This window comes from Streptomyces sp. NPDC052721, from assembly GCF_040678315.1.
GTDB lineage: Bacteria > Actinomycetota > Actinomycetes > Streptomycetales > Streptomycetaceae > Streptomyces.
In genome coordinates, this window is sequence record NZ_JBFATL010000005.1 from 228,721 (window position 1) to 249,087 (window position 20,367).

Annotated in this window: 18 protein-coding genes and 1 pseudogene; 3 read left to right on the forward strand and 16 right to left on the reverse strand. The window is 73.7% G+C overall.

Going from position 1 to position 20,367, the window contains the following annotated elements:
- Window positions 1-292: 292 nt before the first annotated feature.
- From AB0L21_RS07825 to AB0L21_RS07835, 3 genes and pseudogenes are all read right to left on the reverse strand, one after another.
- Window positions 293-1,450, reverse strand: coding sequence for a PfkB family carbohydrate kinase (locus AB0L21_RS07825; RefSeq protein WP_365699472.1), 1,158 nt, complete (start codon window positions 1,448-1,450; stop codon window positions 293-295).
- 75 nt (window positions 1,451-1,525) lie between these two features.
- Window positions 1,526-2,815, reverse strand: a complete 1,290-nt coding sequence (locus tag AB0L21_RS07830; RefSeq protein WP_365782795.1) for a glucarate dehydratase family protein — start codon at window positions 2,813-2,815, stop codon at window positions 1,526-1,528.
- Window positions 2,812-2,981 (reverse strand): annotated as a pseudogene (locus AB0L21_RS07835) (5-dehydro-4-deoxyglucarate dehydratase); the annotation flags it as partial. The pseudogene AB0L21_RS07835 and the gene AB0L21_RS07830, both read right to left, overlap by 4 nt.
- A gap of 226 nt (window positions 2,982-3,207) precedes the next feature.
- Here AB0L21_RS07835 and AB0L21_RS07840 point away from each other — a divergent pair.
- Window positions 3,208-4,491, forward strand: a complete 1,284-nt coding sequence (locus AB0L21_RS07840) for an MFS transporter (RefSeq protein WP_365699474.1) — start codon at window positions 3,208-3,210, stop codon at window positions 4,489-4,491.
- Here the strand turns inward: AB0L21_RS07840 and AB0L21_RS07845 are convergent.
- The 10 genes from AB0L21_RS07845 to hrcA all read right to left on the reverse strand — a co-directional run bounded on the left by AB0L21_RS07845 (window position 4,443) and on the right by hrcA (window position 15,176).
- Window positions 4,443-5,447, reverse strand: coding sequence for an adenosine deaminase (locus AB0L21_RS07845; protein ID WP_365782797.1), 1,005 nt, complete (start codon window positions 5,445-5,447; stop codon window positions 4,443-4,445). The two genes, AB0L21_RS07840 and AB0L21_RS07845, sit on opposite strands and share 49 nt — an antisense overlap.
- A gap of 20 nt (window positions 5,448-5,467) precedes the next feature.
- The gene (locus tag AB0L21_RS07850) at window positions 5,468-6,373 is read right to left on the reverse strand and encodes a ribonuclease Z (protein ID WP_365782799.1); all 906 of its coding nucleotides are present in this window, start codon (window positions 6,371-6,373) and stop codon (window positions 5,468-5,470) included.
- A gap of 6 nt (window positions 6,374-6,379) precedes the next feature.
- Window positions 6,380-6,733: a histidine triad nucleotide-binding protein gene (locus AB0L21_RS07855; protein ID WP_365699478.1), complete on the reverse strand. Its 354-nt coding sequence runs from the start codon at window positions 6,731-6,733 to the stop codon at window positions 6,380-6,382.
- A gap of 42 nt (window positions 6,734-6,775) precedes the next feature.
- Window positions 6,776-10,009, reverse strand: a complete 3,234-nt coding sequence (locus tag AB0L21_RS07860) for a PDZ domain-containing protein (protein ID WP_365699479.1) — start codon at window positions 10,007-10,009, stop codon at window positions 6,776-6,778.
- A gap of 46 nt (window positions 10,010-10,055) precedes the next feature.
- The gene (locus tag AB0L21_RS07865; RefSeq protein ID WP_365782801.1) at window positions 10,056-10,568 is read right to left on the reverse strand and encodes a hypothetical protein; all 513 of its coding nucleotides are present in this window, start codon (window positions 10,566-10,568) and stop codon (window positions 10,056-10,058) included.
- A gap of 120 nt (window positions 10,569-10,688) precedes the next feature.
- Entirely contained in the window at window positions 10,689-11,081 is a 393-nt protein-coding gene (locus tag AB0L21_RS07870; RefSeq protein ID WP_365699481.1) for a VOC family protein, read from the reverse strand.
- 15 nt (window positions 11,082-11,096) lie between these two features.
- The gene (locus tag AB0L21_RS07875) at window positions 11,097-11,849 is read right to left on the reverse strand and encodes a 16S rRNA (uracil(1498)-N(3))-methyltransferase (RefSeq protein WP_365699482.1); all 753 of its coding nucleotides are present in this window, start codon (window positions 11,847-11,849) and stop codon (window positions 11,097-11,099) included.
- The gene (locus tag AB0L21_RS07880) at window positions 11,846-12,922 is read right to left on the reverse strand and encodes a nitronate monooxygenase (protein ID WP_365699483.1); all 1,077 of its coding nucleotides are present in this window, start codon (window positions 12,920-12,922) and stop codon (window positions 11,846-11,848) included. Before AB0L21_RS07880 ends, AB0L21_RS07875 begins: the two co-directional genes overlap by 4 nt.
- A 100-nt stretch (window positions 12,923-13,022) precedes the next feature.
- Window positions 13,023-14,159 carry a molecular chaperone DnaJ gene (gene dnaJ / locus AB0L21_RS07885; RefSeq protein WP_103810769.1) on the reverse strand — a complete coding sequence of 379 codons (1,137 nt, stop codon included), beginning with the start codon at window positions 14,157-14,159 and terminating at the stop codon, window positions 13,023-13,025.
- Complete coding sequence (hrcA, locus tag AB0L21_RS07890) at window positions 14,160-15,176, reverse strand: heat-inducible transcriptional repressor HrcA (protein ID WP_365699484.1); 1,017 nt, start codon at window positions 15,174-15,176, stop codon at window positions 14,160-14,162.
- Between the two features lie 163 nt (window positions 15,177-15,339).
- Between hrcA and AB0L21_RS07895 the strand changes: the two genes are divergently transcribed.
- Both AB0L21_RS07895 and AB0L21_RS07900 read left to right on the forward strand, forming a co-directional pair.
- On the forward strand, window positions 15,340-16,062 hold the full coding sequence (locus tag AB0L21_RS07895) for an MBL fold metallo-hydrolase (protein WP_365699485.1): 723 nt from the start codon (window positions 15,340-15,342) through the stop codon (window positions 16,060-16,062).
- 131 nt (window positions 16,063-16,193) lie between these two features.
- A complete protein-coding gene (locus tag AB0L21_RS07900; RefSeq protein WP_365782845.1) occupies window positions 16,194-17,000 on the forward strand; it encodes a DUF3097 domain-containing protein in 807 nt (268 codons plus the stop codon).
- Here AB0L21_RS07900 and AB0L21_RS07905 read toward each other — a convergent pair.
- The 3 genes from AB0L21_RS07905 to AB0L21_RS07915 all read right to left on the reverse strand — a co-directional run bounded on the left by AB0L21_RS07905 (window position 16,978) and on the right by AB0L21_RS07915 (window position 20,329).
- Entirely contained in the window at window positions 16,978-17,148 is a 171-nt protein-coding gene (locus tag AB0L21_RS07905) for a hypothetical protein (protein WP_365699486.1), read from the reverse strand. The genes AB0L21_RS07900 and AB0L21_RS07905 overlap by 23 nt on opposite strands.
- A 100-nt stretch (window positions 17,149-17,248) precedes the next feature.
- On the reverse strand, window positions 17,249-18,481 hold the full coding sequence (gene hemW / locus AB0L21_RS07910) for a radical SAM family heme chaperone HemW (protein ID WP_365782803.1): 1,233 nt from the start codon (window positions 18,479-18,481) through the stop codon (window positions 17,249-17,251).
- A gap of 27 nt (window positions 18,482-18,508) precedes the next feature.
- Entirely contained in the window at window positions 18,509-20,329 is a 1,821-nt protein-coding gene (locus AB0L21_RS07915) for a SpoIIE family protein phosphatase (protein WP_365782847.1), read from the reverse strand.
- Window positions 20,330-20,367: the final 38 nt, after the last annotated feature.

Sequence of the window (20,367 nt, forward strand, 5' to 3'; positions counted from 1 at the left end):
CGCCACCTGCTGGCCGCTTCACAACCGATCGAGCACATCCCCCGTGGGCCCGTTCCCAGCCGACCGAGTCACATCACTCGTGGGCCGCCGCTTCACACCCGACCCAGCACACCCCCACGGACCGCTTCAGAACCGACCCAGCACACCCCCGCGGCCCACTCCCCAGCCAACCGAGTCGCACCCCGGCGGCCACTTCCCAGCCAACCGAATCGCACCCGCGGGCCACTTCTCAGCCAACCGAGTCGGGTGGGCGGGTGGGAGACGGGGGCGAGAAGGCGGAGCCCCTGGTGCGTCAGCCTGAGCGGCGGAACCCGATGGTCGGCACCGCCCGCCGCAGCGGCCACGGCCGGTCCAGCTCCTCCGGCACCAGGTCCTCTAGGAACTCGTACCGCCGAAGCGCCGCCGGCGACTGCCCCGGCAGGGACTGCACGCGCCGCCACCACGCCCCGATCTCCGACCACCCCGGCGCCGACAGCGAGCCCCCGAACTCCTGCACCGACAGCGCGGCCGTGAGCCCGGCGAAGGCCAGCCGGTCGGCCAGCGGCCACCCCGCCAGGGACCCGGTCACGAACCCGGCGACGAACACGTCCCCCGCCCCGGTCGGGTCCAGCGCCTCCACCTCGATCGCCGGCACCTCCGCCGTCTCCCCGGTCCGCCGGTCCACCGCGTAGGCGCCGTCCGAGCCCAGCGTGACCACGGCGACCGGCACGTACTCGGTGAGGGCGTGCGCGGCGAGCCGCGGACAGTCGGTGCCGGTGTACCGCTTCGCCTCCTCCGCGTTGGGCAGGAAGGCCTCGCAGTGCTCCAGGTCGGCCAGCCCCGACAGGTCCCACGCGCCCGTCTCGTCCCAGCCGACGTCGGCGAAGATGCGGGTGCCCGCGCGTGCGGCCTCGGCGATCCAGGGCGCGCTGCGGCCGGGTGTGAGGGAGGCGACGGCGGCCCGCGCGCGGGGCGGCCGGGCGATGGCGCCCTCCTGGAGGAGCACGGCCTCCGCCGGCGGCTCGTGCCCGTGGGAGACCATGGTCCGCTCGCCCTCGTAGGCCATGGAGACGGTCACCGGCGAGTGCCAGCCGGGCACGGTCCGCGAGGCGGACAGGTCGATGCCCTCGCCCTGCTCCAGCGCGTCCCAGCAGTACTCGCCGTAGTGGTCGTCGCCGAAGGCCGCCGCGAGGGCGGTCCGCAGGCCGAGCCGGGCGAGGGCGGCGGCCATGTTGGCGACCCCGCCGGGGCTGGAGCCCATGCCCCGGGCCCAGGACTCGGTGCCGCGCACCGGCGCCGAGTCCAGGCCGGTGAAGATGATGTCGAGGAAGACCGTGCCGGTGAGGTAGACGTCCCAGGGCGGGTCACCGGGGGCGCGCAGCGCGGCGAGCGGGTCGACCTGGGTCTGGCAGCGCGCTGCCTGGGTGAGGTGCTCCGGTTCCTCTCCGGTGAGGGTGTGCGACGGCGTCACGGTGCGCTCCCTGGCGTGGTGCGGTTCTGGCCAGTGTGCACCAGGTCACGCACCGGGATGCCGTGCGGCTCCGGGTCACCAGCGGGGCATCGCCGGTGACCGCCAGTCCGGTTCGGCGGTGCGCATCGCCGCGGCGTCGTCGCGGTCGCGCAGCGAGCCGTCGTCCTCGGCCCACCGCCGGTGCAGCCGGGCCAGTTCGTCCCGGTCCAGTTCGACGCCGAGGCCCGGCGCGTCGGACACCGCGACCCGGCCGCCGTCGAAGGTGAGCCGTTCGGTGAGGACGTCCTCGGACTGCCAGGGGTAGTGGGAGTCGCAGGCGTGGTGGAGGTTCGGGACCGTGGCCGCCACCTGGGTCATCGCGGCGAGGCTGATGCCGAGATGGGTGTTGGAGTGCATGGACACCCCGACCCCGAAGGCGGCGCAGATCGCGGCGAGGTGCTGGGTGTTGCGCAGTCCGCCCCAGTAGTGGTGGTCGGAGAGGACGACCTGGACGGCGTCCTTCGTGAACGCCTCCTTGATCTCGCCGAAGGTGGTGACGCACATGTTGGTGGCGAGCGGCACATCCGTGCCGGCGGCGACCTGGGCCATGGCGGGTGTGCCGAGCGTCGGGTCCTCCAGGTACTCCAGGACGTCGCCGAGTTCCTTCGCGACCTTCAGCGAGGTCGCGACCGACCAGGCGCCGTTGGGGTCGAGCCGCAGCGGGTGTCCGGGGAAGGCCTCGGCGAGGGCGCGGACTGCGGCGATCTCCTCGTCGGGCGGGAACACCCCGCCCTTGAGCTTGAACGAGCCGAAGCCGTGCCGTTCCTGGAGCCGGCGAGCCTGTTCCACCACGCCGGCCGGGTCGAGCGCGGCGCCCCACTCGTCCGGCTCGGCGGGAACCCCCGCAGGGTGCCGGTCCCACTTGTAGAAGAGGTAGGCGCTGTACTCGACCGTGTCCCGCACCTTGCCGCCGAGCAGCGCGTGCACGGGCAGCCCGAGCGCCTTGCCCTGGGCGTCGAGGCAGGCGACCTCGAAGGCGGACAGGACGGACAGCCGGAGCTTGTCGGCGGTCTGCACCCCGCGCAGCCCGCCCGCGTCCGCCTCGCCCTCGACCCGGGAGGCGTCCACGGCGAGGTCGATCCCGAACAGACCGTTCACGTCCGTGACCGGCCGCCCGGTGAGCCGCTCGGCCAGCGGCCGGGCCAGCTCCAGGTACTTCGTGTCGCCGTAGGTCTCGCCGAGCCCGGTGGTCCCGTCGGCGGTGACGATCTCCACGATCAGCCGCGGGGTGTACGGCTGGTGCACGCCCTGGGTGTTGAGCAGCGGCGGGTCGGCGACCAGGATCGGCGTCAGCCGCACCTCGGCGATGGTCAGGTCACGGGTCACAGACAGGCTCCTACGAGGTCGAGTCCGGCGGTGAGGAGGGCCTTCAGGTCGGTGAGGTCGGCGGGCGAGGGGTCGGCGAGCGGGGCGCGCACGGGCCCGACGGGCTGACCGCGCAGCCGGGCCGCCGCCTTCACCAGGGACACGGCGGATCCGGGTGGAACCGCTCACTTGACCATCCCCCATTTGAATAGCGTCCACGTATGAGAACAGGGGCTAGACGCTCCTACCCCTGAGCATCACCTTCAAACGCAACCGTGGTCCGGATCACACCCACCGGACTTCTTCCGGAACCGCGTGCTTGATACAACTTGCTCGCGCGTTCCTGTCCGTCGACGGTCGCAGCCCATCCCCCTTTTTCCGAGCCGCACTTCTCGCCTGCCCTGGGAACGCCCGTGTCCGCCCCCCGCACCCTGCCCTGGCCCCTCGTCGCCCTGTTCACGGCTGGGTACCTCGCCCCCTACTTGCTGCCCACCACCGTCGGCAGACTCGACAGCGGACTCCCGCTCACCGCGACCCAGGCGGGGGCCACCGGCAGTGCCCTGCTGCTGAGTTCGGCGACCGCCGGCTTCCTGCTGGCCTCCCGGGTCGACCGCACCGGCCCCCGTGTCCTCGCCCGCGCCGGCCTCGCACTCGCCGCCCTCGGCTACGGCGGCGCCGCCCTCACCGGCGCCGTACCGGCCGTCGTCGCGGGCGCGGTCGTCGGCGGCTTCGGGTCCGGCACGGTCACGGCGGTGGCCGCGAGCGGCATCGCCGGCCAGCGTGACCCGCACCGGGTCACCACCCTCGGCCTGCTCGGCGTCTCCGCCCTCGCGGGCGCCCTGTACCTGACGATCCCGCACCTCGGCCCCGGCCACGGTCTCCCGCTCGCCGCCATCGCGCTGACCGCGCTCGCCGTCTGGCCGCTCACCGGCCGCCTGTCGGGTCGTACGGCCCCGGCCCGCACGGTCGTCGGGTACGACCGCCTCCCCCACCCGCGCGCCGGCCTGCTGCTGGCCGCCGCGATGCCCTGCTGGTCCCTCGCCCAGAACGCCCTGTGGGGCGTCAGCGGCCGGATCGGCCTCGACCAGGCCCACCTCACCGAGGTCACCGTCGGCGCGGTCTTCGCGGTCGCGCTCGGCGCCGGACTCCTCGGCGTCGTGGGCGCGGGCGCGCTCGGCCCGCGGCTGGGCCGGGCCCTGCCCATCGGCGCCGGTACGGCCCTCATCGCGGGCTGCGTCGCGCTCAGCGCGGCGGCCACGGACCTTTCCGCGTTCGCGGCGGGCGAGATCGCCTGGAACCTGCTCTACCCGGTCGTGCTGTCCTACGTCATCGCCCTGGCCGCGTCCCTGGACCCGCGGGGCCGCTGGACGGTCCTGGTCGGGTCGGCGTCCTCGCTGGGTACGGCGGCGGGGCCGCTCGCGGGGAGTGTGCTGGCGGCCGGCGCCGGCTTCCCGGCGATGGGCCGGGTGCTCGGCGCCGGGCTGCTGCTGATCGCTGTACCGATGACGGCGGTCGCGCTGCGGACGGGCAGGCGCCCCCTGCCGGTCGTGGAAGTCCCCGTCGAAGCCCCTCTCGTGGAGACCCCCGTCACGGAACTCCCGGTCGTCGAAGTCCCGGTGGAGACGCCCGCCGTACCCGCTCAGCGTGCTTACGAGACGGCGTCCCCGAACTCGTACGCGTCGACCTCGGCGAGATAGCGGGCCCTGCGCTCCTCGTCGTCCTCCAGGAAGGAGGCGAGGAAGGAGTTGCGGGCCAGCTCGCGCAGCCGGTCCCGCGACAGCCCCAGGGCCTGGTGCACGGCCGCGAAGTTGTCGCCCGCGTACCCGCCGAAGTACGCCGGGTCGTCGGAGTTGACCGTGCACAGCAGGCCGGCGTCGAGCATGGCGGGCAGGGGGTGGCCGGCGAGGGTGTCGACGGTCCGGAGCCGGACGTTGGACAGCGGGCACAGTGTGAGCGGGATCCGTTCCCGGACCAGCCGCTCGACCAGCGCCGGGTCCTCCACGCAGCGCAGGCCGTGGTCGACGCGCTCCACGCCGAGCACGTCCAGCGCCTCGGTGATGTACTCCGGCGGCCCCTCCTCGCCGGCGTGCGCGACCCGGCGCAGCCCGAGCGCGGCGGCGGCCTCGTAGACCTCCCGGAACTTCACCGGCGGGTGCCCGACCTCGGCGGAGTCCAGGCCGACACCGGTGATCCGGTCCAGATACGGCTTCGCGGCCTCCAGGGTGGCGCGGGCCGACTCGGCGGACTCGTCCCGCAGGAAGCACATGATCAGCTTCGTGGAGACACCATGGTCGGTCTCGCTGCTGCCGAGCGCCCGCCACAGCCCCTCCACGACCGTGCCCATCGGCACGCCCCGGGCCAGGTGGGCCTGCGGGTCGAAGAAGATCTCCGCGTGCCGCACGCCCTGTGCGGCGGCCCGGGCGAGGTAGGCGTTCGCCAGGTCGGCGAAGTCCTGCTCGGTGCGCAGGACGGCCATCAGCTCGTAGTACAGGTCCAGGAAGGACTGGAGGTCCTCGAACCGGTAGGCCTGGCGGAGGGCGTCGGTGTCCGCGTACGGAAGGGTCACACCGTTGCGGGCGGCCAGCTCGAACGCCAGCTCAGGCTCCAGGGTGCCTTCGATGTGGAGGTGCAGTTCTGCTTTCGGGAGGGGCATCAAAGCATCGTACGAGTGTTTTACCGCCGTTTCGGAACCGGCACCCGCAGCAGGTCGTACGCCACGGTCAGCTCTCCCTCGAAGCCCGCTGCCCGCGCCTGCCGCTCGAACTCCTCCGGGTCGGTGTAGCGCTGGCTGAAGTGGGTGAGGACGAGATGCCGTACGCCGGCGTCCCGCGCCACGGCGGCGGCCTGTCCGGCCGTCAGATGCCCGTGCTCGATGGCGAGTTCCACGTCCTCGTCGAGGAAGGTGGACTCGATGACCAGCAGGTCGCAGCCCTCCGCGAGCGCGTGCACGCCGTCGCAGAGCCGGGTGTCCATGACGAACGCGAAACGCTGTCCGCGCCGCACCTCGCTGACGTCCTCCAGCGTCACGTCCCCGAGCCGGCCCTCGCGCTGGAGGCGGCCCACGTCCGGGCCCTTGACGCCGTGCGCGGCGAGCCGGTCGGGCAGCATGCGGCGGCCGTCGGGTTCGATCAGGCGGTAGCCGTAGGACTGGACCGGGTGCGAGAGCCTGCGGGCCTCCAGGGTGTACGACCGGGTCACCGCCAGGATGCCGTCGGCGGCGACCGGCGCCTCGGTGAGGCCGGCGGTCTCACGGTAGGCGCTCGCGTAGCGCAGACGGTCGAAGAAGCGCTGCCCCGAGCGCGGGTAGTGCGCGGTGACCTCGTGCGGCACCTGGTCGAGGTTGATCCGCTGGATGACCCCGGCGAGACCGAGGCAGTGGTCACCGTGGAAGTGCGTGACGCAGATCCGGTTCAGGTCGTGGGCGGCGACCCCGGCGCGCAGCATCTGCCGCTGCGTGCCCTCGCCGGGGTCGAACAGGATGCCCTCACCGTCCCACCGCAGCAGGTAGCCGTTGTGGTTGCGGTGCCGGGTCGGGACCTGGCTGGCGGTGCCGAGGACCACCAGTTCACGGACGGACACGGTTGCCTACCCGGGCGGCCACTGGAGGCCACGGCCGCCGAGGACGTGCGCGTGGGCGTGCCAGACGGTCTGACCGGCACCGCTGCCCGTGTTGAAGACGAGGCGGTAGCTGTCCAGCTTCTCCTCGTCGGCGACGGCCTGGGTCTCCCGCAGGACGTCGGCGGCGAGTTTGGGTGCCCCGGCGGCGAGGGCGGCGGCGTTCTCGTAGTGGGCCTTCGGGATCACCAGGACGTGGGTGGGGGCCTGGGGGTTTATGTCGCGGAAGGCTACGGTCGTTTCGGTCTCGCGGACGATCGTCGCCGGGATCTCGCCCGCGACGATCTTGCAGAACAGGCAGTCGTCCTGCGGCTCTCCGGCCATGCGTGTGCCTCCTGTGATCAATACCGTGGGCATCGTAGTCGGTCAGGTGGGCATGCCCGGCGGTGTCTTCGCGGGCCGCTCCCCCAGTGCCTCCAGCGCGAGCCTGATGGCCTCGTCCAGCTGGGCATCGCGGCCCTCCACCCAGTCCTGAGGCCTCTGTACGACCTCCACATCCGGGTCCACGCCGTGGTTCTCCACGTCCCATCCCACGCCCTCCAGCCACATCGCGTACTTCGGCTGGGTGACCAGGGTGCCGTCGAGCAGGTGGTAGCGGCTGTCGATGCCGATGACGCCGCCCCAGGTGCGGGTGCCGACGACCGGGCCGATGCCCAGGGCCTTGATCGCCGCGTTGACGATGTCGCCGTCGGAGCCGGAGAACTCGTTGGCGACGGCGACGACCGGGCCGCGCGGGGCGTCCAGCGGATAGCTGGTGGGGCGCATGCCGCGTGGGAGGTCCCAGCCGATGATCCGGCGGGCCAGTTTCTCGACCACCAGCTGGGAGGTGTGGCCGCCCCGGTTCTCGCGGACGTCGACCACGAGGCCTTCGCGGGCGACCTCGACGCGCAGGTCGCGGTGGATCTGGGCCCAGCCGGGGGCCTGCATGTCCGGGACGTGGAGGTAGCCGAGGCGGCCAGAGGAGGCCGCGTGGACATGGGCGCGGCGATCGGCGACCCAGGCGTGGTAGCGCAGGGGCTCCTCGTCGGCGATGGGGATGACGACCGTGTGCCGGGGTTCGCCGCCGCCGGCCGGGGAGACGGTCAGCTCCACCGGGTGGCCCGCCGTGCCGACGAGCAACGGGCCCGGGCCCGTCACCGGGTCGACCGGGTGGCCGGCGACCGCGATGATCGCGTCGCCGGGGCGGACCGCGACGCCGGGCGCGGCGAGCGGGGAGCGGGCGTCCGGGTCGGAGGTCTCCGACGGCAGGATGCGGTCGATGCGCCAGCTGCCGTCCGCGTGGCGGGAGATGTCGGCGCCGAGCAGGCCGTGCCGGGCGCGGCGGCCCGAGCCGCCGCGCGGGATGACGTAGGCGTGCGAGGTGCCGAGTTCGCCGTGCACCTCCCAGAGCAGGTCGACCAGGTCGCTGTGGGTGGCGAGGCGGGCCAGGAGCGGGCGGTAGCGGGCGAGGACGCCGTCCCAGTCGGTGCCGCCGAGGTCGGGGCGCCAGAAGTGGTCGCGCATGAGGCGGCCTGTCTCGTCGTACATCTGCCGCCACTCGGCGGCGGGGTCGACGGTCTGCCGGACCCGGGCGAGGTCGACGGTGAGGCTGGTGTCGCCGTCGTCGTCGGTGCCGGTGCGGCGGTCGCCCGGCACGACCCGGAGCCGGCCGTCGGTCCACAGCAGGACGCGTTTGCCGTCGCCGCTGACCTCGAAGTGGTCGGCGTCGGAGGCGAGGTGCTCCAGACGGCGCTGGGCGAGGTCGTAGCGCTCCAGCTCGGTGTGCGGGTCGGGGTCCTCGGGGTGGGCGCGGGAGGCGCCGAGGACGCCCCGCACGGGGTGGCGCAGCCAGAGGACGCCGTCCTTGGCGGCCCGCAGCGTGGAGTAGCGCCCGGCCTCGACCGGGAAGGGGACGATGCGGTCGGCCAGGCCCTCCAGGTCGATGCGGGTGGTCGGCGTGCCCTCGCTGTCGGGGGTCTCGTCCTTGTCGGGCGTCTCGAAGGGGCGGCCGTGGCGCTGCGGGCCGAACGGCGAGGGGGTGGTGGCGGCCAGCGTGATCAGGTGCGGGCGGGCGCCGACCACGAACGCGAGGTCGAAGACGTGCTCGTCGTAGACCGGGTCGAAGGCGCGGTTGGAGAGGAAGGCGAGGTGTTTGCCGTCCAGGGTGAAGGCGGGCGCGTAGTCCTGGAAGCGCAGCGGGGTCGCCTCGGTCACCGACAGGTCGGTGGTGTGGGCGACGCGCAGCTGGGACAGCGGGCGGGGGCCTGGGTGGGACCAGGCGAGCCAGGCGGAGTCGGGGGAGAAGGCGAGGCCGGAGACCTCGCCGTCGTCGCTGCGGTCGACCTCGCGGACCTCGCCGGTCTCGCACTCGACCAGCAGCAGTCTGCCGTCGTGCGCGGCTACGGCGGCCCGGCTGCCGTCGGGTGCCACGGCCAGCTCCAGGACCCGGCCGAGCTGTCCGGCCGCGAGCCGGCGCGGCGGGGCGCCGGGCACAGTGCCGGTCGCGGGCGCGAACTCCAGGGCGTCGTCGCCCTCGGCGTCCGTCACCCACACCACCCACTCCTCGCCCTCGGCGCGGAAGGCGCGCGGCATCCGGGCGCGCACGCCGGGGGTGGCGGCCAGGGCGCGGGCGGGGCCGGAGCGGTGGGTGACCCAGTGGATGCCGCCGCGCACACAGACGGCGCTGCCGCGCGCGGTGTGGTCGGGGGCCGCCTCGCCGAACCAGCGGGAGGCGTTGACGGGGTACGGCCGCAGGTCGACACGGGGTCCGCCGAGCCGTACGTCCAGCCGACGCGGCTCGGCGCCCTCCAGGTCGTCCAGGAGCCAGAGTTCACCGGCCGAGCTGTAGACGACGCGGGTGCCGTCACCGGCCGCGTGGCGGGCGTAGAAGCTGTCGAGTGGGGTGTGCCGGCGCAGGTCGGAGCCGTCGGCGAGGGAGGAGTAGAGCGCGCCGGTGCCCTCGTGGTCGGAGAGGAACGCGATCCGGTCACCGACCCACACCGGGCACTCGATGTTCCCGTCGATGTCCTCGTGCAGCCGGACGAACTCGCCGGCACCTTCTCCGCCTTCGGCGGCACGGTCGATCCACAACTTGCCTGCCGTGCCGCCCCGGTAGCGCTTCCAGTGGGCGGCCTCACGGCCCATCGGCGCGGACAGCAGCACGGTGGCCGGGCCGAGGGCCACATCGCCGACCGGGCCGTACGGCAGGGTCTCGGCGGGTCCGCCGTCCAGCGGGACGGCGTGCGCCCAGGTGTGCCGGAAGCTGTGCCGGCCCTGCGCGCCGAGCGCGAGCACCCGCCCGTCCGGGGTCCAGCCGCGCACCTCGGTACGGCCGTTGCCCCAGTACGTCAGCCGCGCGGCGGGGCCCCCGTCGACCGGGGCGACATGCACTTCGGGGGCGCCGTCCCGGGTGGAGGTCCAGGCGAGGTGCCGGCCGTCCGGCGATATCCGGGGCCGGGTCACCGGCATGTTGTCGGCGCTGACCCGCCAGGCCCGGCCGCCGTCGACCGGCGCGAGCCAGACGTCGTCCTCGGCGACGAAGGTCACCAAGTCGCCGTGCAGATGGGGGAATCGGAGATAGGCGGAGTCTGCCGTGGTTCCCGTCGAAGCACCCTGAGTCACGCCGTCACTCTACGCAGCGACCGGTGCGCCCGCTCGCGGTTTCGGATCACTTGCCCGGCACGGGCCAGACGGTGCGGGTCACGGTGACGGTCACGGTCGGCTGTCCCCCGGTGGGGAGCCGGTACGTCGGCCCGCGCGTGGCGGAGCAGTTGCCGAGCCCGTCGACACGGAACACCTGTCTGCCGTCGACCTTGGCGGTCAGATCCCCGCGCACACAGGCACCGTCGACGGCCTTGGTCACCAGCCCGGCGACGACGATCTTCCGCCCGTCGTCCGTCTCGCCCTGACAGTCGACCGAGACGACGGTGGTCTCGCTCGGCGCGGGCGAGCCGCCGCGCGCACCGTCGTCGCCGTAACTGCCGGTGCAGGTCAGCCAGCTGACGTTCACATGCCGGTGCTCCAGCGCGGCGGTCGCGGTCTGGTCGGTGGTGTAGGCGACGGTCGCCGACCCGAGTCCCCCACCGGGCTGACAGGCCGCGACAGCCCCACCGCCCACCACGACCAGCCCCGCCACGGCCATCACCCGCGACCGACGCCGTATCCGTCTCGAAGCCCCCATGCAGGGCAGCGTGCCACCGGCCCGCACCGTGGGGAAGCCCGGATACGGCCACTCACCCGTTCGGGGGCGGCGCCCGAAGGGGCGCGGACGGGTATCGCGGCGCCCCCGGCGGAGCGGGCGTCAGCCGCGCAGCAGCAGCCACTCCTGGAGTTCCACCAGGTTGCCCTCCGGGTCCTTGAGGTGGGCCACGCGCATGCGGTCGGTCATCGGGGCCGGTCCGTGCAGCAGGGTCGCACCCCGGGCGGTGATCCGCGCACAGTAGGCGTCGAGGTCGTCGACGCGCAGGACGACCAGGGACCGGTGGCCGGTGGCGGTGTCGCCCAGCTCGGCCAGGATCTCGGCCATCATCGCGCGGTCCTGCAGCGCGATCCCGGCGGAGCCGGCGTGCGGGCTGAACTTCTCGTACGGGCCCCCCGTCGCGCCGGACTGCGGCTTGAGGCCGAGGACGTCGGCGTAGAAGCGGTAACAGGCGGCGAAGTCGGTGACCAGCAGCCGGACTTGGGCGAGTTCCACGATGTCCCCAGGAGGTCAGGACCAGCGGCCGGTGCGGCCCAGCAGCAGGGCCACGGCGGCGGTGCCGGCGGTGGAGGTGCGCAGGACGGTGGGGCCGAGGACGCAGGCCTTCGCGCCCGCCTCCTCGAAGAGCGCCAGCTCGTCCCGTGAGACGCCGCCTTCCGGACCGACGACCAGGACGATCTCGCCCTCGGTGGGGAGTTCGGCGGTGGCCAGGGGCTCGCTGACGTGGTCGAAGTCGGAGTGGAGCACGGCGGCGAAGTCCGCCGCGGCGAGCAGCGCGGCGACCTGCCGGGTGGTCGCCAGGTCCGCGACCTCCGGGAAGCGCAGGCGGCGGGACTGTTTGCCGGCCTCGCGCGCGGTGCCACGCCACTTGGCGAGCGCCTTCAGCCCCCGGTCGCCCTTCCACTGGGTGATGCAGCGGGCGGCCTGCCAGGGCACGATCGCGTCGACGCCGGTCTCCGTCATCGTCTCCACGGCCAGCTCGCCGCGGTCTCCCTTGGGCAGGGCCTGGACGACGGTGATCCGGGGGCTGGGCTCGGGCTCCACCGGGAACTCGAACGGCTCGACCACCAGGTGGTCCTTCCCCGACACGCTGACGACGACCCCGGCCGCGCCCCGGCCCCTGCCGTCGGTGAGCACCACGTTCTCGCCCGGCTGCAACCGCCGTACGGAGACCGCGTGCCGTCCCTCGGGGCCCTGGACGTCGACGACCGAGCCGGGGCCCACGCCCTCCAGCGAGTCGACGACGAACACCGGCGCGGTCATCGGGGACCACCCCCGGCCGACAACGCTGTCCGGGCCTCGGCGAGTTCGGCGGCCAGCACCTCCACCAGCCGGCCCGCGGGCAGTTCCCGGGCCATCCGGTGTCCCTGCCCGGCCCACATCGCCATGCCCTGCGGGTCCCCGGCCTTCGCGGCGGCCTTGCGCAGCGGCGCGGTGAGATGGTTGACCTCGGGGTAGGCGGCGGGGGCGTACGGTCCGTGCTCGCGCAGGAAGCGGTTGACGAGCGCGCGGGCCGGGCGGCCGGTGAAGGCGCGGGTCAGCTCGGTGCGCGGGAACAGCGGGTCGGTCAGCGCCCGCTTGTGCAGGGCGTGCGCGCCGGACTCCGGGGTGGCGACGAACGCGGTGCCCAGCTGGGCCGCGCTCGCGCCCGCCGCGAGGACGGCGGCGATCTGGCCGCCGCGCATGATGCCGCCGGCGGCGACGACCGGGATGCGTACGGCCTCCCGGATCTGCGTGACCAGCGACAGCAGGCCGATGCCGGCGCCGTCGTTCTCCGGGAGGTCCCGGTGGGTGCCCTGGTGTCCGCCGGCCTCCACGCCCTGCGCGATCACCGCGTCGGCCCCGGCCCGCTCGACCGCGCGGGCCTCCTCGGCGGTGGTGGCGGTGACCAGGGTGAAGGTGCCGGCGCGGCGGAGCTTGTCGAACACCTCGCGGCGCGGCACACCGAAGTGGAAGGAGACCACCGGTACCGGGTTGTCGAGCAGGACGGCGAGCTTGGCGTCGTAGCCGTCGTCCCGGCCGCTGTCCGGGTCGCCCAGCTCGGTCTCGTACCAGGCGGCCTCGCCGGCCAGCTGGTGCGCGTAGAGGTCGACGGCCCCGGACTCCGCCTGCTCGGGCTGGGGCATGAACAGGTTCACGCCGAAGGGGCGGCTCGTGAGCCCGCGCAGCTGCTTGATCTCCTGGTACATGCCGTCGGCGGTCTTGTACCCGGCGGCCAGGAACCCGAGGCCACCGGCCTCGGAGACGGCGGCGGCGAGCTGCGGGACGGAGACGCCGCCCGCCATGGGGGCCTGCACGATCGGGTGGGGGAAGAGATCGGTCAGCGCGGAGGACATGACCGCATGTTGTCACGTCCTCCGAACAAGTCCGAATCCGGGCTTCCCCCGGCATAAGCCCCTGGCATACGGGGTGCCGCAGCACCCCGTACGTCACGGCTCAGCGCCCGTTGAACGCGTCCTTCAGCCGCGAGAACAGCCCCTGCTGCCCGGGCTGGAACTGGCCCTGGGGCCGCTCCTCGCCCCGCAGCTTGGCCAGCTCGCGCAGCAGCCGCTCCTGCTCCGGGTCCAGCTTGGTCGGCGTGGTCACCTCGACGTGCACGACCAGGTCACCCCGGCCGCCGCCGCGCAGATGCGTGACGCCCCGGCCGTGCAGCGGGATCGACTGGCCGGACTGGGTGCCGGGCCGGATGTCGACCTCCTCCAGGCCGTCCAGCGTCTCCAGCGGCACCTTCGTGCCGAGGGCCGCCGCCGTCATCGGGATCGTGACCGTGCAGTGCAGGTCGTCGCCGCGCCGCTGGAACGTCGGGTGCGGCAGTTCGTGGATCTCTACGTACAGGTCACCGGCCGGGCCGCCGCCGGGGCCGACCTCGCCCTCACCGGCGAGCTGGATCCGCGTGCCGTTGTCGACACCGGCCGGGATCTTCACGGTCAGCGTCCGCCGCGAGCGCACCCGGCCGTCACCGGCGCACTCGGGGCACGGGGTCGGGACGACCGTGCCGAAGCCCTGGCACTGGGGGCACGGACGCGAGGTCATGACCTGGCCCAGGAAGGACCGGGTGACCTGCGAGACCTCACCCCGGCCACGGCACATGTCACACGTCTGGGCGGACGTGCCGGGCGCCGCGCCCTCGCCGTTGCAGGTGTTGCAGACGACAGCCGTGTCGACCTGGATGTCCTTGGTCGTCCCGAAGGCCGCCTCGTCCAGCTCGACCTCGATCCGGATCATCGCGTCCTGGCCGCGCCGGGTGCGCGAGCGGGGCCCGCGCTGCGACGCCGTACCGAAGAACGCGTCCATGATGTCGGAGAAGTTGCCGAAGCCGCCGGCGCCGAAGCCGCCCGCGCCCGCGCCGCCCGACTGGGAGAGCGGGTCGCCGCCGAGGTCGTAGACCTGCTTCTTCTGCGGGTCCGACAGCACCTCGTAAGCGGCGTTGATCTCCTTGAACCGCTCCTGGGTCTTCGGATCCGGGTTGACGTCCGGGTGCAGCTCGCGCGCGAGCCGGCGGAACGCCTTCTTGATCTCATCCTGCGACGCGTCGCGGCGCACGCCGAGAACGGCGTAGTAGTCCGTGGCCACTTACGACTCCGCCAGGATCTGTCCGACGTACCGTGCCACTGCGCGTACCGCTCCCATCGTTCCCGGGTAGTCCATGCGGGTCGGTCCGACCACGCCGAGCTTGGCAACCGCCTCGCCGCCCGAACCGTAGCCGACCGACACGACAGAGGTGGAGTTGAGTCCCTCATGGGCGTTCTCGTGCCCGATACGCACGGTCACGCCCGGATCCTTCGCCTCGCCGAGGAGCTTGAGGAGCACGACCTGCTCCTCCAGTGCCTCCAGGACGGGCCGGATCGTGAGGGGGAAGTCATGTCCGAAGCGGGTGAGATTGGCGGTGCCGCCGATCATCAACCGCTCCTCGTTCTCTTCCACGAGTGTCTCCAGAAGAGTGGAGAGCACCGTGGAGACCGTACCGCGGTCCTCCGGCTCGAAGCCCTCCGGGAGGTCCTCGACCAGCTTCGGCACGTCCGTGAACCGGCGGCCGGCGACCCGGCTGTTGAGCCGTGCCCGCAGATCCGCCAGCGAGGCCTCGCCGAACGGCGCCGGGCAGTCGACCATCCGCTGCTCGACCCGGCCGGTGTCCGTGATCAGCACGAGCATCACGCGCGCGGGAGCCAGCGACAGCAGCTCCACGTGCCGGACCGTGGACCGGGTCAGGGACGGATACTGCACGACGGCGACCTGCCGGGTGAGCTGCGCGAGCAGCCGCACGGTCCGCGCCACGACGTCGTCGAGGTCGACGGCGCCCTCCAGGAAGTTCTGGATCGCCCGCCGCTCCGGCGCGGTCATCGGCTTCACGCCCGCGAGCTTGTCCACGAACAGCCGGTAGCCCTTGTCGGTGGGGATGCGCCCCGCACTGGTGTGCGGCTGGGCGATGTACCCCTCCTCCTCCAGGGCCGCCATGTCGTTGCGGACCGTCGCCGGGGAGACGCCGAGGTTGTGCCGCTCGGTGAGCGCCTTGGAACCGACCGGCTCCTCGGTGCCCACGTAGTCCTGGACGATGGCGCGCAGTACCTGAAGCCTGCGTTCACTCAGCATTCGCGCGCACCTCCAGCACGTCGTCCCCTCGTCCGTCCGGGTTCGCCCCTTTGGCACTCTTGCCGTGCGAGTGCCAGCGTTCCCCGGCCCAGTGTACGGCTGCCGGGTACACCCTGGGCAAGGTCGGGCCGCCGTACCGGCTCGAACCGCTAGCGTCGCGGGTATGACCGTGACTTGGGAAGAGCTGGGGTGGGAGCGGCTGGCCGCGGGGGTGGGCCGGTGCCGGCTGCCTGGCTGGGACTGCACGGCGGGGCTGGTCCTCGGTGAGGGTACGGCACTGCTCGTGGACGCCGGTTCGAGCCTCGCGGAGGGGGTCCGGCTGCGCGGCCAGGCCGAGGAACTGGCGGGCGGCCGTGTGACCCATCTCGCGCTCACCCACCCCCACTTCGACCACGTGTTCGGCGCGGCCGTGTTCGCCGGGGCGGAGGTGTACGGGGCGGTGGGCCTGGACGCGGTGTTCGCGTTCGAGCGCGCCGACCTGCGGCTGGACGCGATCCGCAACGGGCTGCCGGTGGCCGACGCCGACGAGGCGGTGGACGCGCTGACCCCGCCCCGCCACGCGGTCTCCGGCGAGTGGACGCTGGACCTCGGCGACGGCCGCCAGGCGCTGCTGGCCAACGTGGGCCCCGGCCACACGGCGCACGACCTGGCCGTGCTGGTCCCGGGCGATCCGGAGGTGGTGTTCTGCGGCGACCTGGTGGAGGAGTCCGGCGAACCCCAGGCGGGCCCGGACGCGGTCCCGTCCCGCTGGCCGGACGCGCTGGACCGCCTGCTGGCGCTCGGCGGCGAGGACGCGCTGTACGTGCCCGGTCACGGAGCGGTGGTGGACGCGGGGTTCGTCCGCCGCCAACGCGACGCCCTGGCAACGCGGTTCGGCGTGATCTGAGCGGCTCTTCCCGCCGGGTTCCGGCGTGTCGTACGCCTCGGCAGGCGGCCTCTCCTATCGTCATCCGAATGCGCCCACCCGTCTCCCGCCACCGCCCTTCCGACGAGGGCCCTTCGGGCCCGCGCCCTCGTGTGTACTCCGCCGACCTGACCCCGCCGTGGAAGAAGCCGAAGCCCGTACCGGAGGTCCCGGCCGAGCCCGGCCTGGTGGTGGAGGAGCCCGGCACCGGGTTCTGCGGCGCGGTGATCCGCTGCGAGGCGGGCACGGTGACCCTGGAGGACCGCTTCGGCAAGCACCGGGTGTTCCCGCTGGAGCCGCGCGGCTTCCTGCTGGAGGGCCGGGTGGTGACGCTCGTCCGCCCCACCTCGGCGCCGGTACGTCCCACCCGTACGGCGTCCGGCTCGGTCGCCGTCCCCCAGGCACGCGCGCGCGTGGCCCGCGCCGGCCGCATCTACGTGGAGGGCCGGCACGACGCCGAGCTGGTCGAGAAGGTCTGGGGCGACGACCTGCGGATCGAGGGCGTGGTCGTGGAGTACCTGGAGGGCGTGGACGACCTCCCGTCGATCGTGGAGTCCTTCGCCCCGGGTCCGGACGCGCGCCTGGGCGTCCTGGTGGACCATCTGGTGCCGGGGACGAAGGAGTGGCGGATCGCCGAGTCGGTGACGAGCGAACACGCGCTGGTCGTCGGCCACCCGTTCATCGACATCTGGCAGGCGGTGAAGCCGTCGTCGCTGGGCATCGAGGCGTGGCCGGCGGTGCCGAAGGGGCAGGACTGGAAGACGGGCGTGTGCCGGGCGCTGGGCTGGCCGTCGGAGAACACCGGGGCGGTGTGGCAGGCGGTCCTGAAGCGGGTGGGGTCCTACAAGGACCTGGAGCCGGAGCTGCTGGGCAGGGTGGAGGAGCTGATCGACTTCGTCACGGGCAGCGGTGGGGCCTGACGTCGGGGAACGTTCCGAACTCGCTGGTGTCGCGTTCGAGTCCGAGAGCCTCCACGATGACTCCTCGGAAAAGCTCAGCCTTGACGCCCTCGGGAGGCTCGAACCTGTCGAGGCACTTGGCCGTTCCACGCTCGTCCACAGCGGTCATCGCCGTGGCCTCCACATCCGCCGCGTCCTGTCGGCGGCAGCCTACGAACCAGGCTGGGGAGCGAACCGGCGTTCCGGGGGGGATCCACTCGCCGGCCTGATCAGTCCACCAGGTCCCGCACCACCGCGTCCGCCAGCAGCCGTCCCCGCAGCGTGAGCACCGCTCGCCCCTCCTCGTACGGACCCTCCTGGAGGAGTCCGTCGGCCAGCGCGCGCCGGGACGCCGCGAGCCCCTCCTCCTTCAGCAGGGACAGCGGAACACCCTCCCGCAGCCGCAGCTCCAGCAGGATGCGCTCCACTCGCCGGTCCTCGTCGGACAGCAGCTCGCGGCCCGCGCCCGGCGACTTCCCCGACGCCAGCGCTGCCGCATAGGCACCCGGGTGCTTGACGTTCCACCAGCGCACCCCGCCCACGTGCGAGTGCGCCCCCGGCCCGGCGCCCCACCAGTCCGCGCCCCGCCAGTACAGCTCGTTGTGCAGGCAGCGGCCCGCCTCGGAGGTGGCCCAGTTGGAGACCTCGTACCAGTCGAAGCCCGCCTGGCCGAGCATCTCCTCGGCGATCAGGTACCGGTCGGCGTGGACGTCGTCGTCGGTCATCGGGATCTCGCCCCGGCGGATCCGGCGGGCGAGCTGGGTGCCCTCCTCCACGATGAGCGCGTAGGCGCTGATGTGGTCGGGTCCGGCGCCCAGGGCGGCCTCCACGGACGCCCGCCAGTCGTCGTCGCTCTCCCCCGGCGTGCCGTAGATCAGGTCCAGGTTCACGTGCTCGAAGCCCGCCGCCTTGGCCTCCGCCACGCAGGCCTCCGGGCGGCCCGGGGTGTGGGTCCGGTCCAGGACCTTCAGCACATGCCGCTTCGCGCTCTGCATGCCGAAGGAGATCCGGTTGAAGCCGCCCTCGCGGAGGGTGGCGAGGTACGCGGGACCGACGGACTCCGGGTTCGCCTCCGTCGTGATCTCCGCGTCCGGCGCCAGCCCGAACTCGTCCCGGATCGCCCCCAGCATCCGTACGAGATCGTCGGCGGCCAGCAGCGTCGGCGTACCGCCGCCGACGAACACCGTACGGACCTCGCGCGGGTCGTCGCCCAGCACCTTCCGGGCCAGGCGGACCTCATCGGTCAGGGTGTCCGCGTAGTTGTCGCGGGAGGCCAGCACCCCTCCCGTGCCGCGCAGCTCGGTCGCGGTGTAGGTGTTGAAGTCGCAGTAGCCGCAGCGGGTCGCGCAGTACGGGACGTGCAGGTAGAAACCGAGCGGGCGGCCGGCGGCCCCGGCGAGCGCGTGCGCGGGCAGCGCACCGTCGGTGGGGACGGGCTCGCCGTCGGGGAGTGCGGAAGGCATGCCTTCCATTGTCCAGCACCGCGGGCGTCACTCCGCCTGGAGCACCAGCAGGGCCAGGTCGTCCTCGGGCAGGCCGCCGCCGAAGTCGTGGACGAGGCGGCGGATCCTTTCCGCGATCCGTTCGGCGCCGAGCCCGGCGCAGCCGGACAGGGCGCGGGCGAGGCCGTCGCCGTCGTCGAACTGCCGGGTGCCGGAGCGCCGCTCGGTCACGCCGTCGGTGACGCAGAGCAGGCTGTCGCCGGGGCGCAGGTCGAGGGTCTCGCTGGTGTACGTCTCGTCCTCGACCACGCCGAGGAGGGTCTGCGGGCGGGCGGCGGTGCGCACGGTGCCGTCGGGGCTCAGGACGAGCGGCAGGGGGTGGCCGGCGGAGGCGAGGGTGCAGCGGACCCCGCCCTCGTACGGCGTCAGCTCGCCGAAGAGGAGGGAGAGGAAGCGGGTCTGCGGGCCCTCCCCCGTGGCCAGGGGCCGCCCGCCGACGGCGACCAGGGCGCGGGCGGCGGCGTCGGCGGCCTCGGTGGCGTCGTCCAGGAGGAGCTGGTTGAGGCGGTCCAGGACGTCGGCGACCCGGTAGCCCTCACGGGCCAGGAGGCGCAGCCAGGGGCGGGCGAGGCCGATCACCACGGCGGCCTCCGGGCCCTTGCCCTGGACGTCGCCGACGGCGAAGCACCAGCGGCCGTCGCCCGCCGGGAACAGGTCGTAGAAGTCGCCGCTGGGGCCGCCCTTGTCGCAGGGCTCGTAGACGAGCGCGCTGCGCACGCCGGGGATCTCGGCGACGGCGCCGGGCAGCAGGCCGCGCTGGAGGACGGCGCTGATGGTGGCCTGGCGGGCGTACTGGCGGGCCGCGCCGATGGCCAGCGCCACCCTGCGGCTGAGGTCCTCCACCAGCCCGGTGATCTCGTCCGGGAAGCCCATCAGCCCGCACCGGCCGATGACCAGCGTGCCGAGCGGCCGGCCGCCCGCGACGAGCCGGTACGACAGCGCCGTCCCGTGGGTGCCCTGTGGGCCGAGCGCATGGCCGGGCCAGGGGTAGGGCTCGGGGCCGGAGCGCAGCCCGGTCGGCGGGCACGGCGGCTCCTTCTCCAGGGCGCACCGCAGCTCCTCGATGCGGGCCTCGCTGGCGTGCCAGACCCGGGCCGGTCCGCCGCCGGCGCCGTTGCGGACGGTCGCCTCGTCCTCCAGCCAGACCGCGCACCAGTCGGCGAGCCGGGGCACGATCAGCTGGCCGGTGAGCGCGGCGACCAGGTTCTCGTCCAGCTGTCCGGCGAGCAGGTCGGAGGCCTCGGCGAGGAAGGACAGGGCGCCCCGGCCGAGCCAGTCCCGGTCGCCCTCGGCGCGGTGCGGCTGCGGGGCGAGGTCCTCGGCGACCTCCAGGGCCGGGTCGGGGCCGGGTCCGTCCGGGGCCTCGCTGCCGCCCGGGGGCAGCCGCGCCCAGATGGTCTTGGCGCCGGTGCGGTAGGTGACGCCCCAGGACTCGGCGAGCGTGGCGACGAGGCGCAGGCCGCGCCCGTACTCGGGGGTGTCGTACGGCCCCTCCCCGCTCGTGGCGTCCCGCGGGGCACGGGACGGATGCTGGTCACGCACCTCGACCACGAGCGCGCCGGTGTCCTCCAGCCGCCACTCGACCTGCACGTCGGTGCCGGCGTGCACGACGGCGTTGGTGACCAGCTCGCTGACGACGGCCATGGCGTCGTCGGCGAGCCGCGCGCAGACTCCGGGCATCCCGTCCAGCGCGGCCCGCACGAGCGCGCGGGCCGAGCCCGGAGCGAGTGGACTCCCGGGCAGCGTGGCCCGCCCCCGCGTCTCACCGGGCTGCGTGCCGCTGTCCCGTTGCGTGGGTATGGCCGCCATATCCATGCGGTCAGAGTGACAGACAGAGGCCACCTATA

Excerpts from the sequence above, each read along its gene's own strand:
- AB0L21_RS07845 (WP_365782797.1), bottom strand. The coding sequence starts at position 5,447 with ATGCCCCTCCCGAAAGCAGAACTGCACCTCCACATCGAAGGCACCCTG.
- AB0L21_RS07855 (WP_365699478.1), bottom strand. The coding sequence starts at position 6,733 with ATGGCCGGAGAGCCGCAGGACGACTGCCTGTTCTGCAAGATCGTCGCG.
- AB0L21_RS07865 (WP_365782801.1), bottom strand. The coding sequence starts at position 10,568 with ATGGGGGCTTCGAGACGGATACGGCGTCGGTCGCGGGTGATGGCCGTG.
- AB0L21_RS07875 (WP_365699482.1), bottom strand. The coding sequence starts at position 11,849 with ATGACCGCGCCGGTGTTCGTCGTCGACTCGCTGGAGGGCGTGGGCCCC.
- AB0L21_RS07880 (WP_365699483.1), bottom strand. The coding sequence starts at position 12,922 with ATGTCCTCCGCGCTGACCGATCTCTTCCCCCACCCGATCGTGCAGGCC.
- hrcA (WP_365699484.1), bottom strand. The coding sequence starts at position 15,176 with ATGCTGAGTGAACGCAGGCTTCAGGTACTGCGCGCCATCGTCCAGGAC.
- AB0L21_RS07895 (WP_365699485.1), top strand. The coding sequence starts at position 15,340 with ATGACCGTGACTTGGGAAGAGCTGGGGTGGGAGCGGCTGGCCGCGGGG.
- AB0L21_RS07905 (WP_365699486.1), bottom strand. The coding sequence starts at position 17,148 with ATGACCGCTGTGGACGAGCGTGGAACGGCCAAGTGCCTCGACAGGTTC.
- hemW (WP_365782803.1), bottom strand. The coding sequence starts at position 18,481 with ATGCCTTCCGCACTCCCCGACGGCGAGCCCGTCCCCACCGACGGTGCG.
- AB0L21_RS07915 (WP_365782847.1), bottom strand. The coding sequence starts at position 20,329 with ATGGCGGCCATACCCACGCAACGGGACAGCGGCACGCAGCCCGGTGAG.